Here is a 15,678-nt window from a genome sequence, read left to right on the forward strand (position 1 = left end):
ATCTGGAGGATCGAATGAAAATTGCAAAGGACACCGTCGTGTCGGTCGCTTACAAGCTATCGGATGCGCAGGGCAATCTGATCGAGGAAAGCGACGAGCCGATGGTCTATCTGCACGGCGGCTATGATGGCACGTTCCCCAAGATCGAGGAAGTGCTGGACGGCAAGGAGCCGGGCTTCGAGACCCAGATCCAGCTTGAGCCTTCCGACGCTTTCGGCGAGTACGATCCCGAACTCGTCAAGATCGAGCCGCGTAACCGCTTCCCGGAGCCGCTCGAAGTCGGCATGCAGTTCGAGGGCACGCCTGAGGAGGGCGACGAGGATCTCGACACGCTCATCTATACCGTCACCGACGTTGCCGAAGACAAGGTCGTGCTCGACGGCAATCACCCGCTCGCGGGCATGGCCCTGCGTTTCGCGCTGACCGTCAAGGAAGTGCGTCAGGCCACCGAAGACGAAATCGAGCATGAGCACGCGCATGGCGCGGATGGCCTCGAAGTCGTCGACGAGGACGATGACGACGACGGCGACGAAGCCGCTTCGAAACCCACCCTGCATTGATCGGGCAACGCGCCGGCGGCAACCGCCGGCGCGTCTCGCTCGACCTCGCGCCCCGTTGCGTAACGCCGCGCTGCGCTTCTCTTCGCGGCGCGACGCTTCACCGCTCGTTGCGCATTTCCCGCTAGTCTGAACGCGCCGTTCGCGTGCCGTTCGCGTGCCGTTCGCGTGCCGATTGCGTGCTGTTTGCGCGCCATGCCGCGCTGCGGGTCGTTCCTGCTGTTCAATTCACGGCGGCGTCATCTACGGCTGCGTCGGCGGCAGAATCGTCTGCGGCGCGCCGGACCCAGTCGATGGCCCCGAGCCTTGTGCGGGCCACGTGGGCGCCGCCTTTCCGGTACTCGCGCCGCCTGGCGCTCCCATCCCTCCCATCGGGTTTGTTCCGCTGGCGCTGTTCACGTCGGGCGCCTGTTGCATGCCGGGAATCTCCGTTACGTCGGGCATCGACGATACTTCAGGCATGGCTGGCAGCGCCGGTTCGCCGCTGCCTCCCGGTAGCAGGGGCGGCAGTGGCGGCGGCAGGAGCGGCAGGTGCCTCGGCACGTCATGCACGCTCACGCGCAGCGGCGTGCGGCGGGTCATGTCCGCATCGATTTGCAGCCACTGCGTGAGCGGGTCGCGCAACGAGAACTCGATGCGCGTTACGTTAGCAATCCTGATTCCTTTGTCGTTGCGCAAGGGTTGATCGATGGCGAAGCCACGCGTGAGCTTCACGTTGTCCGGGTGCACGAGGACAACCGGGCCCCGGAAGGTTTCCGCCAGCTTCACGAGGCTGTGCCGCAGTTCGGCATAACCGTCGCGGGGCGTGCGGCGAAAGCGCAGCCACGCGAAGCGGTCGGGTCGCTCGTAATCCTCGGGCATCGGGTTGCCCTGCATGAAGATCACGATGGCGCGCGCATTGCGGCGGCGCGCGAACTCGGCCGCGTGCTCGAGCCAAAAGCCGTTGGCGATCACGCGGTCCTCGAATTCGCCGTTGCGGCCACCGGCGTTCAGAAAGTGATTGTTGCCGTCGGGTGCGTTCAGTGCGATGAACACGGTATCCCCGAGCTGCCAGCGCGCATTCTCCCGATATGGCCTGAACCGCGAGACCTCGCTCTCGCGCGTGAGCGTAAGCGGAAATTGCCCGAGCGAATTGGCGTCGGCGAAGAAGTCCTGGCGCAGGAAATCGAGCCGCTCGACCGGGTCGTAACCGCCCGCGCCGGCCGTGCCGCACGTGCCCCAGTCGCGCTGCCCCGGCACGAAGACGAGTGGCACGCGCGACGCGTCGAGCAGGGTGCGGCGCCGTTCGTAGAGGCGGTCCGCGCAGGTTTCGCGCGGTCCTTTGAGATTGCCGTCGTAGACGACAAACGACATCTGCGGATCGCGGCCGATCGCCTCGATGAGGCGCTGGAGCGTGATTTCGTCGCCGGGCTCGGTGACGACGTTTGCCATGACGGCGAACGAATAACGGGACGAGGGGCCCTCCGCCTGTGCGGCGAGCGGCAGGCCGAACATCATCACGCAGACGAGGGCGCTTTGCAGCCCACCGCGCTGGCGTCCTCGCAGCAGGGATGGCAGGCCCGCTGGCGGACGACGTGTCGCCCGCCACAGTCGATTCAGAAAGCGCGAAGCAAAGACACCCCGGCCATGCGGGAATGGCCGGGGTGGCGTCGCGAGGCGACGCTCAGCGTTTGGCGTCCGGCGCCGTGGCCAGCTCATGCAGTTCGTAGAGCAGATCGAGTGCATCGCGTGGCCGCAACTCGTTCGGATCGAGCGAGCGCAGGCGTTCTGCGACGAGCGCGGCACCCGGGTCGGCGGCCGCCGGCGCGTCTTCCACGTAGGGTTGCGCGTCGAAATCGTCGTCTTCCGAAGGCGCGGGTGCGGCGAACAAGTCGAGCTGCGGCGTGGGCTGTCCCGCCGAGAGCTGCTCCAGATACACGAGATGCTTGCGCGCTGCGCGGATCACGGGGTTGGGCACGCCCGCAAGCTGCGCGACCTGCAGTCCGTAGCTCTGATTGGCCGGGCCCTCGCTCACGGCGTGCAGGAACACGATGCCGTGTCCGTGCTCGACCGCCGACAGGTGCACGTTGGCCGCCTGCGCGAATTCCGTGGGCAACTGCGTGAGTTCGAAGTAGTGCGTTGCGAACAGCGTATGGCAGCCGTTGCTCGTGAGCAGATGCCGTGCAATGGCCCAGGCGAGTGCGAGGCCATCGAATGTCGAGGTGCCGCGCCCGATCTCGTCCATCAGCACGAGACTTTGCGGCGTGGCGTCGTTGAGGATGGCCGCGGCTTCGGTCATCTCGACCATGAAGGTCGAGCGGCCGCCCGCGAGATCGTCGGCGGCGCCGATGCGCGTGAAGATGCGGTCGATCGGGCCGAAGCGCGCGCGCCTCGCCGGCACATAGCTGCCCACATAGGCGAGCAGCGCGATGAGCGCGGTCTGGCGCATGAACGTCGACTTGCCGCCCATGTTCGGGCCGGTGATGAGCAGCAGCTTGCGCTCGGCGCTCAGCATGCAGTCGTTGGCGATGAACTGCTCGACCTGCGCCTCGACCACCGGGTGGCGGCCCTGTTCGATTTCGATGCCGGGCGCTTCCGAGAATGCCGGCGCATTCCAGTCGAGCGCGCGCGCACGCTCCGCGAAGGCGGCGAGCAGGTCGAGTTCGGCGAGCGCTGCCGCGACGCGCTGGCAATCGGGAATGAAGGGCAACAACGATTGAAGCAGCGCGTCGTAGAGTGCCTTCTCGCGTGCGAGCGCTCGCTCCTGTGCCGAGAGCGCCTTGTCCTCGAATGCCTTCAGTTCGGGCGTGATGTAGCGCTCGGCGTTCTTGAGCGTCTGGCGGCGGCGATAGTCGTCGGGCACCTTGTCGGTCTGGCCGCGCGTGACTTCGATATAGAAGCCGTGCACCTTGTTGTACTCGACCCGCAAATTGCCGATGCCGGTGCGCGTGCGTTCGCGCGCCTCGAGGTCGATCAGGAACTGGCCGCAGTTCTCTGACAGGTCGCGCAGCTCGTCGAGTTCCGCGTCGTAGCCGCGTGCCATCACGCCGCCGTCGCGCACCATGGCGGCCGGCTCGGGCGCGACCGCACGCTGCAGCAGGTCGGCGCATTCCACGGGCGGCTCGAGCGCCTCGACGATCTGCGCAAGCGTTGCCGACGCACCGCCCACCGCGGCAACCTGTTCGCGCAGCACGGGCAGGGCGGCAAAGGTGTCGCGCAGGCTCGAGAGATCGCGCGGGCGCGCCGAAAGCAGCGCGAGACGCCCGGTGATGCGCTCGACGTCGGCGATCTGGCGCAGCGCGCCGCGCAGCGTCTCGACGCTGGCGTGCGGCGGCGCCTCGAGCAGCGCGCCGATCGCCTGCTGGCGCATCTGCGCGATGCCCGCGTCGCGCGGCGGATGGTGGAGCCAGTGACGCAACAGGCGGCTGCCCATGGCGGTGCTGCAGGTGTCGAGCAGCGAGCACAACGTGGGCGACTCTGTGCCGCGCAGCGTTTCCGTGAGTTCGAGATTGCGGCGCGTGGCGGGATCGAGGCCGATGTATTCGGATTCGGCTTCGACCCTGAGGCTGCGCACGTGGCGCAACTGCTGGCCTTGCGTGGCTGCGGCGTACAGCAGCAGCGCGCCGGCGGCGCCGCACGCGCTCGTGAGCGCCTGGGCACCGAAACCGTCGAGACTGGCCACGTCGAGCTGATCGCACAGGCGTTGCTTGCCCGAGGCGACGTCGAAGTGCCACGCGGGCACGCGCGTCATGGCACCCGAACCCACGCCGGTGCCGGTGGGCGGCGCCCAGCCCGAGGATTCCGCAGGCATTTCCGCCACGAGGATTTCCGCCGGGCGAATGCGCTCGAAGGCTGCCGCGACCTGTTCCGGCGCGACTTCCGCAAGGCGCAGCGCGCCGCTTGCCAGATTGAGCCACGCGAGCCCGACGTTGACGGTCACGCCGCGCCGGTTGTGTCCCGGGCAGACCGCCATCAGGTAGACGTCGTTCTTGTCGGAGAGCAGCGCCGCGTCCGTGAGCGTGCCGGGCGTGACCACGCGCACGACCTTGCGCTCGACCGGCCCCTTCGAGGTGGCCGGGTCGCCGATCTGCTCGCAGATCGCTACCGACTCGCCGAGCTTCACGAGTTTCGCGAGGTATTGCTCGACGGCGTGATGCGGCACGCCCGCCATCTTGATCGGATTGCCCGCCGACGCGCCGCGCTGCGTGAGCGTGAGATCGAGCAGGCGCGCGGCTTTCTCGGCGTCTTCGAAGAACAACTCGTAGAAGTCGCCCATCCGGTAGAACACGAGCGTGCCCGGATGATCGGCCTTGATGCGCAGGTACTGCTGCATCATGGGGGTGTGTTGCGCGGTGTCGCTGGCGCTGGCGGTGTGTGTAGCCATCCTCGGTGTCTTGCTAGGGGTTCAGGGCGTGAGTTTAACCCGCGGCGCGAGCGTGTGAACCTGGCCGGATGGCCAGGCCGCTCACATGGGCATGCCGCAGTTGCGCGCAAACCGCGCTGTCTATTCGTCGACGAGCGCCTGCATGTCGATCGTGCGTGCGTTTGCGGCACTGCGCCGCATGGCGAGCCAGATCATCGAGGCGACAAAAATGCCGAACACGACAATGATCCACTGCACCGGCACCTTCGCCGTGAGCAGCAGCGCGTAGGCGCCGAGCATCAGCAGCACGGCGAGATTCTGGTTGAAGTTCTGCACGGCGATCGAGTGGCCCGCCGAGAGCAGCGTCGCGCCGCGATGTTGGAGCAGCGCATTCATCGGCACGATGAAAAAGCCCGCGAGCGTGCCGAGCAGGACCATCAGCGGGTACGCAAAGAGCAGGTAGAAGGGCATCACGAACGCTCCGAAGCGCACGCCTTCGCCCGCCGGAAAGAGCCCCTTGCTGTAGAACGCCATCGCCACGGCCACCACGCCGCACAACACGCCCACCGGCAGCACGCGCAGCGAGGCGCGCAGCGACACCCATGCGGCGGCGGCACCCGCGCCGAGCGCGATGCCGAGGCCCGTCACGCCCTGCATCACGGCGGCCTTCGAGAGCGAGAGGCCGAGATTCGCGTCGGCCCACTTGAGCACGAGCAGCTGCAGCGTGACGGCGGCGCCCCACATCAGTGTCGTGACCCACAGCGCGATCTGCGCGAGCTTGTCGGCCCACAGCACGTTAAAGCAATGGACGAAGTCGCCCACGAGGCGGCCCGGCTCCCTGAGCCGGTTCTCGTAGCGCGCGCCGGTATCGGGAATGCCGAAGTTGATGAGCGCGGCGAGCGCGTAGGTGAGCATCACCGCGAGCATCGCGAGGCCCGCGGCCGAGTGGATCAGCGGCATCGGATGATGCGCGACGAACCGGTCCGCGTAGGTGGAAACGAGCGCGCCGCCCATCATCGTGCCGACGATCGTCGAGAGCACCGTGGCCGACTCGAGCCACGCGTTCGCCGCGACGAGCTTGTCGGCCGGCAGCAATTCAGTGAGGATTCCGTACTTTGCAGGCGAGTAGGCCGCCGCGCCGAAGCCGACTACGCCATAGGCGATCATCGGGTGGACGCCCGCGATCATCAGCAGGCAGCCACCGGCCTTGAGCGCGTTCGAGACGAACATCACGTGGCGCTTTTGCAGCGCGTCGGCGAAGGCGCCGACGAAGGGCGCGAGCAGCACGTAGGAGATCGTGAAAAAGATCTGCAAGAGCGGCGTGACCCAGGCCGGCGACGAGATCACCGTGAGCAGCGCGATTGCCGCGATCAGGAGCGCGTTGTCGGCGAGCGACGAAACGAACTGCGCGGCGATGATCGTATAGAAGCCTTTCTTCATCGCGGAGTGGATCCGTTGTGGAGCCGAAACGGGCCATCAGGACGAGGGCCACGGCGGCGCGGCGCATCGTGGAGCGAGCTGGCGCGCGAAACAAAAAAGCGGCCGAAGCCGCTTGCGCTTGACTCGTCGGGGCGAGCGGGGCGCGACGCCCCGCGACCCGGATTGCATTGCAACGATGCCGACGTTCGACATCGGCCTGGCGGCACTGCCGGCGATTGTGGCATACGCGGCCGGGTGTTGCAGCGGCTGGCACAGGCGCACCGGCCTCGCTCCTCGCTCCTGGCATCTGGCGACGCGCGATGGCGCCCCGGCACGCCTTATCGGCCCGCCTTTCAGGCTTCCTTCTTCACGCGCGTGTACTTCGAGAGAACGGGCACCATTTGCGCATAGATCTTCGGGTTGCCCGCAACGACTTCGCCCACGTGCAGGAAGTCCGAATCGCCGGTGTAGTTGCCGATCAGGCCACCGGCTTCCGTCACGAGCAGGCCGCCCGCGGCCACGTCCCACGCGTTGAGGCCCTGTTCGAAGAAGCCGTCCATGCGGCCCGCGGCGACGTTCGCGAGGTCCAGCGCGGCGGCGCCCGGGCGGCGCAGGCCGGCACAGGCGTTGGTCATCTCGGCGAAGAGCGCGCAGTAGCTCTCGAGGCCGTCCTTTTCGCGGAACGGGAAGCCGGTGCCGATCAGGCCGTCGGCGAGACGGTCGCGGCGGCCTACGCGGATGCGGCGATCGTTCAGGAACGCGCCGCGCCCGCGCGAGGCGGTGAAGAGGTCGTTGCGCGTGGGATCATAGACCACCGCCTGCGTGACGATGCCCTTGTGCGCGAGCGCGACCGAGACGCAGTAGTACTGGAAGCCGTGGATGAAGTTGGTCGTGCCGTCGAGCGGATCGATGATCCACTGGTATTCCGATTCGTTCTCCGAGTGGCCGGACTCTTCGGCGAGGATCGCGTGATCGGGGTAGGCGGTCTTGAGCGTGTCGATGATGGCCGCTTCTGCCGCCTTGTCGACCTCCGTGACGAAATCGTTGTGCTGCTTCTTCGCGACCTGGACGAGGTCGAGATCGAGCGACGCGCGGTTGATGATCTGTCCGGCGCGGCGCGCGGCCTTGACAGCGATGTTGAGCATGGGATGCATGAGCCTGGATCCTTGTTGTCCGGCGCTCGCCCGAGCATGCGGCGCGCCGGTGGTGCAGAAGATAAAAGCGTCTAACGATTGGACAGGGCGCGAGCCGAGGTGGGCTTGCGGGTCCTGTCCCGCCAACGGAGACGAATTGGATAAGAACGGTGCGCGGCGGCCTTGCTGGCCGGGCATCGCGGACCGCTGAAGAGCGGCTCGAGATTTGGAACGCGCGAATTTTGGTATTTTACCCGAGTCTCGGCATTCCTATACCTTTTCCTGTTCCTCCAGTTATGGCTATCACCGCGTCGATAGCCGTGCCTGGAAACGCGAGGCTGCTGGGCGGGCGCATGACTGCAGGGAGCGCATCGGGCTGTGCCGCCCCAAGGGGCAGGTAGGCCGGGGGGCCAAGGCGCGCTAACATAGTTATTTCTATATTCGCCGCTCTCAGAGATTGACCTTCGTGCACCCCGACTCACACGTTCCATCCGCTCATCCGGCCGCCGCAGCGGCATCTGCATCGTCCACCGGCGACGCCCACGAGCCGCTGCGCGGCGGCTTCACGTCGACGCGCTTCGTGCTCGTCGAGCCGAGCCACCCGGGCAACGTCGGCGCCGCGGCGCGTGCGTTGAAGACGATGGGCTTTTCGCGGCTCGTGCTGGTCGCGCCGCGCGTGTCGCAGGTTCATTGCGACCCGGAAGCCGTCGCGATGGCGAGTGGCGCCGATGACGTGCTCGCCGCCGCCCACATCGTCCCGACGCTGGCCGACGCCCTCGTGGGTGCCCAATGGTCGCTGGCGCTCACGGCGCGCATGCGCGAATACGGGCCGCCACCGGGCGCGCCGCGCCAGGCGGTTCAGGACGCTTGCCGTCAGGTCGCGCACGGTGACATCGCGCTCGTGTTTGGCAATGAACGCACAGGGCTCTCGAACGACGACGTCGAGCGCTGCAGCGCGCTCGCCCATATCCCGGCGAATCCGGCTTATAGCTCCCTCAATCTCGCGCAGGCGGTGCAGGTGCTCGCCTACGAGCTGCGGCTCGCGTACCTCGGCGAGGGCGAACCCGGCGCGGCGCTCCCGGGCGCGGGGGCGGCGCCGGGCGGTCCGGTCACGGCCACGCCGCTCGCCACGAGCGACGACATCGAGCGCATGTACGTGCATCTGGAGAACGCCCTGATCGCGCTCGATTTTCTGGATCCCGCCAATCCGAAGAAGCTGATGTCGCGTCTGCGGCGGCTCTTCGCGCGTTCGGGGCTCGAGCGCGAAGAGGTCAACATCGTGCGCGGCATTGCCAAGCACATCCTGATGCTCAAGGGCAAGGAAGGCGGGAAATAGGCCAGCAGCGAGGCCAGCAGCGACGCCCGTAGCGGGGCGCCGCAACGGAGGGCAGGCCGTGAGGCCTGCGGCGCTCGACCGACCGTGACGGCGCGTCCGACCTTGATGCCCGCGGGGACTTGCCGGCTTGCGCGCGCCTTTCGCCTACAATCGATTCCTGATCACAAGCAAATCAGCGTGGCTGCTAAGGCCCCGCACGAGCCGCGCGCGCCACCTGCGACGCAAGGCCGTTTTTCCCCCATGTACCTCCCGTCCAGCGTGTGACAGCCATGTTCAAGAGACTTCGCGAAGACATCGCCACGATCCGCGAGCGCGATCCCGCCGCCCGCAGCGCATGGGAAGTCTTGACCTGTTATCCAGGCTTGCACGCGCTCGTCCTCCATCGGTTCGCTCACGCCTGCTGGCGCGCGAGGCGACGCTGGCTTGCGCGCTACATTTCGCAGCTCGCGCGCTTTTTGACCGGCATCGAGATCCATCCTGGCGCGACCATCGGGCGGCGCGTGTTCATCGATCACGGCATGGGCGTCGTGATCGGCGAGACCGCCGAGGTGGGCGACGACTGCACGATCTACCAGGGTGTGACGCTCGGCGGCACCTCGCTCACACGCGGCGCGAAGCGCCATCCGACGCTCGGCCCCGGGGTGATCGTGGGCGCGGGTGCCAAAGTGCTGGGCGGTTTCACGGTGGGCGCGCAGGCGAAGATCGGCTCGAATGCGGTGGTCGTGAAGCCGGTGCCGGCGGGCGGCACCGCAGTGGGCAATCCGGCGCGGATCATCGCACCGGCGAAGAGCGCGCCGGAGCAAGCGAGGCCTTCGTCGGCGCGCGAGGGTTTCTGCGCCTACGGCATCACGCCGAATGCCGACGATCCCGTCTCGCTCGCCATCCATGGCCTGATCGATCATGCCGCAACGCAGACGCAGCGCGTGGATGCGATCGTCGTCGCGCTCGAGCGGCTGGGTGCGCGGCTCGAGGCGCTGCATGGCGCCGATGCGGCACTCGCGGAATTGCGCAGGCTCTCGGAGGGGCTGGAGGGCGGGGCGGCGCCGCGCGAGCCCGAAAGCACGCAAGAGAAAACTACGGCACACGTCTGAAGTTCAGATTCGATCCCGATTCTCGCTGAGCGAGTTTGGCGATTTTTCGGCGTGCCGATGCGTGGGCGGCCATCGGCAAGGTCATTGCGTGTCTTGCAGGCACCGTTCGTCTAACTTTTCAGGCATCTGCCCGCGCGATGCGGGCAGAGTTGCGCTGCAGGCAACAGTCGGTCGAATTGGGTGGCGTGCCGGCGGCGGGCACGTCGGGGGCACCGCGAAAAGGTGGCCGGACGAACGTCTGGCGTGCATGTCGCGTACCGCGATGCTCCAGCGTGCATCCGCTCTGAACTGAAGCCGCTTGAGCCGTTTCGCGTAGCGTCTGCGGACGACAAGATCCTTTGCGCTCACATGCACGCCCGACACATGCCCGAAGCAGTAGACCGACGACGCCATCGGGAAGAGCAGGGCGCTGCACAGCACATCGGCGACTTGCAGGCCGACGTGATTGTTGCTGACACCGAAGGTCGGTAATTCCAGCAATCGTGCAAACGGGTCGCCGCGCGCGCGATACTTCTGCGTGAAGATCGAGTGCGCTACCTGATCGTTCAGTTGCGTGGTTCGAAAGTCGGCCACCACCAGCCCGGTTGCCAGTTTGCTCTCAAGAAACGATTGAAACGCCTGGCACGCGTACTGGACCGAACGCGTATAGGTCTCGCGTGCCTTGAACGGCACGGCAATCCCCTTGATCCAGATGGTCGCCAGAATGCGGCACTCGAAGCGTTCGAGCAATTTCAGCGTATCGTCGATAAAGCGTAGCTGCGCGCTTGCGCGCGTGCCCCGTTTGCGAATGGCGCTGCGCAGGTCGGAGCCTTTGATTTCTTCCCGGACGTCGTCGAGCAAGTGGCACGACTTGAACAGCCCCGGAAAATATTGGCGCTTGAGTGTGAGGAATTCGCGCGTGATATCGGCCACCGCGTCTTCGTGAACGATCAGTCCGGCGACCACTAGGACGGGCTGGATATCGGTCCGGCTCGAGGGCAGCGATGCGCTGCAGCCGGCCTCGTCGAGATAGCAGATGTATGACACGGTTCTTTGCCTCCAAATGAAAACAGCCGCTTGAAGCGGCTGTTTGGCGGCCAGAGACCGTATTTGTCGCCGAGTTGCCCCGTTCGACTACCGTATCAGGCGCGGCCTGATCGTGCAGGTGATCGTAGGCAGCCTCGCGCCAGGTGTCAACCAGATCCAGGCGAAAACGCCATCTCGCCTTCTGCGAGATCAAGTTTCGCGCGAGTTGCACGGCCCGCTACGCACTCAATCGAGCGGTAGCATCCTGAATCCTTCGGCGTCCACGCGCAGATACCCGCCGCGCGGCTTGCCATGATCGAGCTCCCAGTCGGGCAGCACCCAACGCGTGCCACCGGGTTCCTGATGGCGCGCGGGGCGATGCGTGTGGCCGTGAATGATCGCGTTCGCGCGTGCGCGCCTGAAGAGCGCTGCAACACCCTTGGTGGTGACGTCGTATTTCGGCAAGGCGGGGCGCTCGCGGCCGGCCTCGCTCTTGTGGCGCATGCGCTCGGCGAGCCTGCGGCGCCAGCGAAACGGCCACGCGAGAAACAGCAACTGCGCGAGACGGTTGCGCGCGAAACGGCGGAAGAACTGATAGCCGCGGTCGTCGGTGCACAGCGCGTCGCCGTGGGCGAGCGCGATGCGCGTGCCGAACGCGGTGATGGCGATGGGGTCGGGCAGCCAGATGGCGCCCGCGGCTTTCATGAAGCGCCTGCCCAGCAGGAAGTCGCGGTTGCCGTGCATGATGTAGAGCGCGATGCCGCGCTCGGAGAGCGTGTGCATCAGCGCGGTCATGCGCGCGAAGAACGGATCGGCGAGCATGTCGTCGCCGATCCAGTACTCGAAGAGGTCGCCGAGGATGAACACCGAGTCGGCCTGATCGGCCGTCACGTTGATGAAGTGCTCGAACGCGGCGACCGTGCGCGGAATCGCTTCGCTCAGGTGCAGGTCGGAGATGAAGAAGAACGGGCGCGCCGCGTGCGGGCGCTTGCCCTCGCCGGGCACGCCCGCAGCGGCGTGTCGTAGTGCCTTTTCCTGCAACATGAATGAAGCACGCGCCCTGTGACGTTATTCGACGACGACCGCTTTCTCGATCACGACGTCGTCGACCGGCACGTCCTGATGGAAGCCCTTCGAACCCGTCTTGACCGACTTGATCTTGTCGACCACGTCGAGGCCTTCGACGACCTTGCCGAACACGGCGTAGCCCCAGCCTTGCGGCGTGGGCGACGAGTGGTTCAGGAAGTCGTTGTCGGCGACGTTGATGAAGAACTGCGCCGATGCCGAGTGCGGATCGTTGGTGCGCGCCATGGCGATCGAGCCGCGCTCGTTCTTCAGGCCGTTGTTCGCTTCGTTTTCGATCGGCGCCTCGGTGGGCTTTTGCTTCATGGCGGCGTCGAAGCCGCCGCCCTGGATCATGAAGCCGTCGATGACGCGGTGGAACACCGTACCGTCGTAGTGGCCGTTCTTCACGTAGTTGAGGAAGTTGGCGACCGTCTTCGGTGCCTTCTCGGCGTTCAGTTCGAGCTTGATGACGCCGTGGTTCGTGTGCAGTTCGACCATGATGGATCCTTAGTCAGTGACTTGGGGGGGAAAGGGCGGCGCCGTAGCGGTACGAGGCGGGGCGTGTGTGCCGCTCGCGTGTACCGTTGCAGCGCCGCTTGACGATAACGCGAGGCAGCTTTGCGACGCGTGGATTTCAGCGTTACTTGCCGACGACGGTGGCCGACTGGATCACGATCTCCTTTTGCGGCACGTCCGACATCGGGCCGCGCGTGGTGGTGGGCGCCGCTTCGATCTTCTTCACGACGTCCATGCCCTGGGTGACCTTGCCGAACACCGCGTAGCCGTTGCCATCCGGGTTCGGATAGTCGAGGCCGGCGTTGTCGACGGTGTTGATGAAGAACTGCGCCGTGGCCGAGTCAGGATCGCTCGTGCGCGCCATCGCGAGGGTGCCGGTGAGGTTCTTCAGACCGTTCTTGCTTTCGAGCGCGATGGGTGCGCGCGTGGGCTTCTCGACGAAGCTCGTCGTATAGCCGCCGCCCTGAATCATGAAGCCGCGGATCACGCGATGGAAGATCGTGCCGTTGTACTGGCCCGCCTTCACGTACTGGAGGAAGTTGTCGACGGTCTTGGGCGCCTTCTCAGGATAGAGTTCGACGCGGATGTCGCCCTCGCTGGTCTTGAAGAGCACCTGCGGATGCGCGGCCTGCTGGCCGGTTTGCGCAAAGGCGGGCGCGTTCGCGATCAGGGCGGCGCTGCCGAGCGCCAACATCAACCATTTCATGAGTGTCCTCGAGTGACGGGAAAAACGTGGTCGTTGCGCGCCGCCGGTGGTGTCCAGGGCGGACTGGCAAGCGCGCCGCGGCTTATTGCGAAGGCGCCACGAAGGGCGGCGTCGCGAGCGACCCGGTCGGGCCGCCGAACTGATACACCGGATTGTCGAGCATCGGGCGCGCCGTGCTGGTTGCCGATGCGGCAGCAGCGGCGGCGGCCGCGCTGCGTGCCTTCTTCTCTGCGGCCGGCGGATTGACGATCTTCTCGATGTCGGCGAGGCGCTGCTGCGTTGCGCCGCTCGTGTGGCCGAGGGTGCTGGCGCGCCGGTACGACGCGTCGGCCATGCGCAGGTAGAGGTCGCCCAGGTTCTCCCACGCGAGGCTGTACGACGGATTGGCCTTGGTGGCCGTCTCGAGCGCGACGCGCGCTTCTTCGTAGCGGCCATGCTTCGCGTAGAGCGCCGCGAGATTGTTATAGGGCTCGGGCAGCTCGGGGTACGCTTGCGTGAGTTCGGTGAAGGCTTCGATCGCGTCGTCGTCGCGGTTCAGTCGCGCGAGGATGGTCGCGCGCTTGAACTTTGCCTGCACGTCGCGCGGATTCGACTTGATGCGCGCGTCCAGCTCCGTGAGCGCCGCCGCCCAGTCGTGCTGGGCGATCGCTGTGTCCGCGCCGGGCGTGCCGTCGGCGTTGGCGGGCGGCGCCGCATGCGCGGCAAACGCGCCGCCGAAGACGAACGCGACGCTCGCGAGAGCCGCCGCCGCAAAGGTCGCAGCGCGGGGCGCGCAGCCGCTGGAAGATTTCATAGGGGAAGGTCGCGGTGTTATACTCCGAGCCATTCTAACAAAAGGTCTGTGCGTTTTCGCCGCGCGCTTTTGGCTGCATATCGGGCGACTGCCCGTGCGGCTCATTGCGGTCTGCTCCGGGCGTTGTTTCCGGACGGCATTTGTGGCACGCCAGGCTTTCTTTCGCTACTCGTGGTCGTCTCCGCCCTGATGACTGATTGAGCGCGACTGTACGCAGCCTCGAGCAACGCGGTGCGTTGTGCCCGCGGGCTGCTGTCGGCGCTGTCGCGGACTTCTTTCGACCCACGTATCCATCGTCTCTATGGAATCACTGCGCATCTACAACACGCTCGCGCGTGACAAGCAAAATTTCGTGCCAATCGAGCCCGGTGTCGTACGCATGTACGTCTGCGGGATGACGGTGTACGACTATTGTCATGTGGGTCACGCGCGTGTGATGGTGGTGTTCGACGTCGTGCAGCGCTGGCTGCGCACGCTCGGCTACAAAGTGACCTACGTGCGCAACATCACCGACATCGACGACAAGATCATTCGTCGCGCAGTTGAGAACAACGAGACGATCAAGGCGCTCACCGATCGCTTCATCGACGCGCTGCACGAAGACGCGGACGCGCTCGGCGTCGAGCGTCCCGATCTCGAGCCGCGCGCGACGCAGTACATTCCGCAGATGCTCGACATGATCGGCATGCTGGAAAGCAACGGCTACGCCTATCAGGGCACGGACGGCGACGTGAACTACGCGGTGCGCAAGTTCGCGAACTACGGCGCGCTGTCGGGCAAGTCGATCGAGGACCTGCGCGCGGGCGAACGTGTGGCGGCGAACGATGCCAAGCAGGATCCGCTTGACTTCGTGCTGTGGAAACAGGCAAAAGCAGAAGAGCCGGCCGACACGAGCTGGGAATCGAAATACGGACGCGGCCGTCCGGGCTGGCACATCGAATGTTCGGCGATGGGCTGCTCGCTGCTCGGCAAGCATTTCGACATTCATGGCGGCGGCCAGGATCTGCAGTTTCCGCACCATGAGAACGAGATTGCGCAAAGCGAGGGCGCGACCGGCGAGAAGTTCGTCAACTACTGGATGCACAACGGTTTCGTGCAGATCGACAACGAGAAGATGTCGAAGTCGCTCGGCAACTTCTTCACGATCCGCGAAGTGCTGGCGAAGTACGACGCAGAAGTGGTGCGCTTTTTCATGGCGCGCGCGCACTACCGCTCGCCGCTGAATTACAGCGACGTGCATCTGGACGACGCGCGCAACGCACTCACGCGTCTGTACACGGCGCTCAAGGACGTGAGCCCGGATGCGGGCGAGCTCGACTGGAACGAGCCGTATGCGCAGCGTTTCCAGGCGGCAATGAACGACGACTTCAATACGCCGGTTGCCATCTCGGTGCTGTTCGAGCTGGCAACGGAAGTGAACCGCACGCGCGACGCCGTGCTGGCGCGCCAGTTGCAGCGTCTTGGCCGCGTGCTCGGCGTGCTCGTGCGCGAGCCGCGCGCGTTCCTGCAGCAGGCCGCGGGCGCGCAGGATGCGGATGCGCTCGATGTGGCCGCGATCGAGGCGAAGATCGCCGCGCGCACGGCCGCGAAGCAGGCAAAACAGTATGCGGAGGCGGACCGGATCCGGGCCGAACTGCTCGATGCCGGTGTCGCGCTCGAAGACAAACCGGGCGGGTTGACCGAGTGGCGCCGCGTGTAAGCGGGCTGTCCAGTTT

At 66.1% G+C, this 15,678-nt stretch carries 13 protein-coding genes; 4 read left to right on the forward strand and 9 right to left on the reverse strand.

Features of this window, described 5'->3' with window-relative positions:
• Positions 1-14 precede the first annotated feature (14 nt).
• Positions 15-560, forward strand: a complete 546-nt coding sequence (locus BO1_RS06885) for an FKBP-type peptidyl-prolyl cis-trans isomerase (RefSeq protein ID WP_028216934.1) — start codon at positions 15-17, stop codon at positions 558-560.
• Positions 561-800: 240 nt separating this feature from the next.
• On the opposite strand, the gene BO1_RS49935 is transcribed toward BO1_RS06885, so the two are convergent.
• The 4 genes from BO1_RS49935 to BO1_RS06905 form a co-directional block, all read right to left on the reverse strand.
• Positions 801-1,988, reverse strand: coding sequence for a hypothetical protein (locus BO1_RS49935; RefSeq protein WP_156992163.1), 1,188 nt, complete (start codon positions 1,986-1,988; stop codon positions 801-803).
• 232 nt (positions 1,989-2,220) lie between these two features.
• The gene (mutS, locus tag BO1_RS06895; protein ID WP_028216936.1) at positions 2,221-4,920 is read right to left on the reverse strand and encodes a DNA mismatch repair protein MutS; all 2,700 of its coding nucleotides are present in this window, start codon (positions 4,918-4,920) and stop codon (positions 2,221-2,223) included.
• Between the two features lie 120 nt (positions 4,921-5,040).
• Positions 5,041-6,339, reverse strand: a complete 1,299-nt coding sequence (lplT, locus tag BO1_RS06900) for a lysophospholipid transporter LplT (RefSeq protein WP_028216937.1) — start codon at positions 6,337-6,339, stop codon at positions 5,041-5,043.
• Positions 6,340-6,671: 332 nt separating this feature from the next.
• Positions 6,672-7,472: an inositol monophosphatase family protein gene (locus BO1_RS06905; RefSeq protein ID WP_028216938.1), complete on the reverse strand. Its 801-nt coding sequence runs from the start codon at positions 7,470-7,472 to the stop codon at positions 6,672-6,674.
• Between the two features lie 529 nt (positions 7,473-8,001).
• On the opposite strand from BO1_RS06905, the gene BO1_RS49940 reads away from it, so the two are divergent.
• Both BO1_RS49940 and cysE read left to right on the forward strand, forming a co-directional pair.
• On the forward strand, positions 8,002-8,787 hold the full coding sequence (locus tag BO1_RS49940) for an RNA methyltransferase (protein ID WP_043284007.1): 786 nt from the start codon (positions 8,002-8,004) through the stop codon (positions 8,785-8,787).
• A gap of 269 nt (positions 8,788-9,056) precedes the next feature.
• Positions 9,057-9,878: a serine O-acetyltransferase gene (gene cysE / locus BO1_RS49945; RefSeq protein ID WP_043283973.1), complete on the forward strand. Its 822-nt coding sequence runs from the start codon at positions 9,057-9,059 to the stop codon at positions 9,876-9,878.
• A gap of 81 nt (positions 9,879-9,959) precedes the next feature.
• Here cysE and BO1_RS49950 read toward each other — a convergent pair whose 3' ends face one another.
• The 5 genes from BO1_RS49950 to BO1_RS06940 form a co-directional block, all read right to left on the reverse strand.
• Positions 9,960-10,904 (reverse strand): DUF3800 domain-containing protein, encoded by a 945-nt coding sequence (locus BO1_RS49950; RefSeq protein ID WP_084687789.1) that lies wholly within the window; start codon positions 10,902-10,904, stop codon positions 9,960-9,962.
• A 225-nt stretch (positions 10,905-11,129) separates the two neighbouring features.
• Positions 11,130-11,927 carry a UDP-2,3-diacylglucosamine diphosphatase gene (locus BO1_RS06925; RefSeq protein WP_028216939.1) on the reverse strand — a complete coding sequence of 266 codons (798 nt, stop codon included), beginning with the start codon at positions 11,925-11,927 and terminating at the stop codon, positions 11,130-11,132.
• Positions 11,928-11,951: 24 nt separating this feature from the next.
• Positions 11,952-12,446, reverse strand: a complete 495-nt coding sequence (locus tag BO1_RS06930) for a peptidylprolyl isomerase (RefSeq protein WP_028216940.1) — start codon at positions 12,444-12,446, stop codon at positions 11,952-11,954.
• 142 nt (positions 12,447-12,588) lie between these two features.
• Complete coding sequence (locus BO1_RS06935) at positions 12,589-13,170, reverse strand: peptidylprolyl isomerase (protein WP_028216941.1); 582 nt, start codon at positions 13,168-13,170, stop codon at positions 12,589-12,591.
• An 82-nt stretch (positions 13,171-13,252) separates the two neighbouring features.
• The gene (locus tag BO1_RS06940; protein ID WP_028216942.1) at positions 13,253-13,963 is read right to left on the reverse strand and encodes a tetratricopeptide repeat protein; all 711 of its coding nucleotides are present in this window, start codon (positions 13,961-13,963) and stop codon (positions 13,253-13,255) included.
• 301 nt (positions 13,964-14,264) lie between these two features.
• Here BO1_RS06940 and cysS point away from each other — a divergent pair, with 301 nt between their 5' ends.
• Positions 14,265-15,662 carry a cysteine--tRNA ligase gene (cysS, locus tag BO1_RS06945; protein ID WP_028216943.1) on the forward strand — a complete coding sequence of 466 codons (1,398 nt, stop codon included), beginning with the start codon at positions 14,265-14,267 and terminating at the stop codon, positions 15,660-15,662.
• Positions 15,663-15,678: the final 16 nt, after the last annotated feature.

Origin of the sequence: Paraburkholderia oxyphila NBRC 105797 (assembly GCF_000685075.1) — a bacterium.
GTDB classification, from domain to species: domain Bacteria; phylum Pseudomonadota; class Gammaproteobacteria; order Burkholderiales; family Burkholderiaceae; genus Paraburkholderia; species Paraburkholderia oxyphila.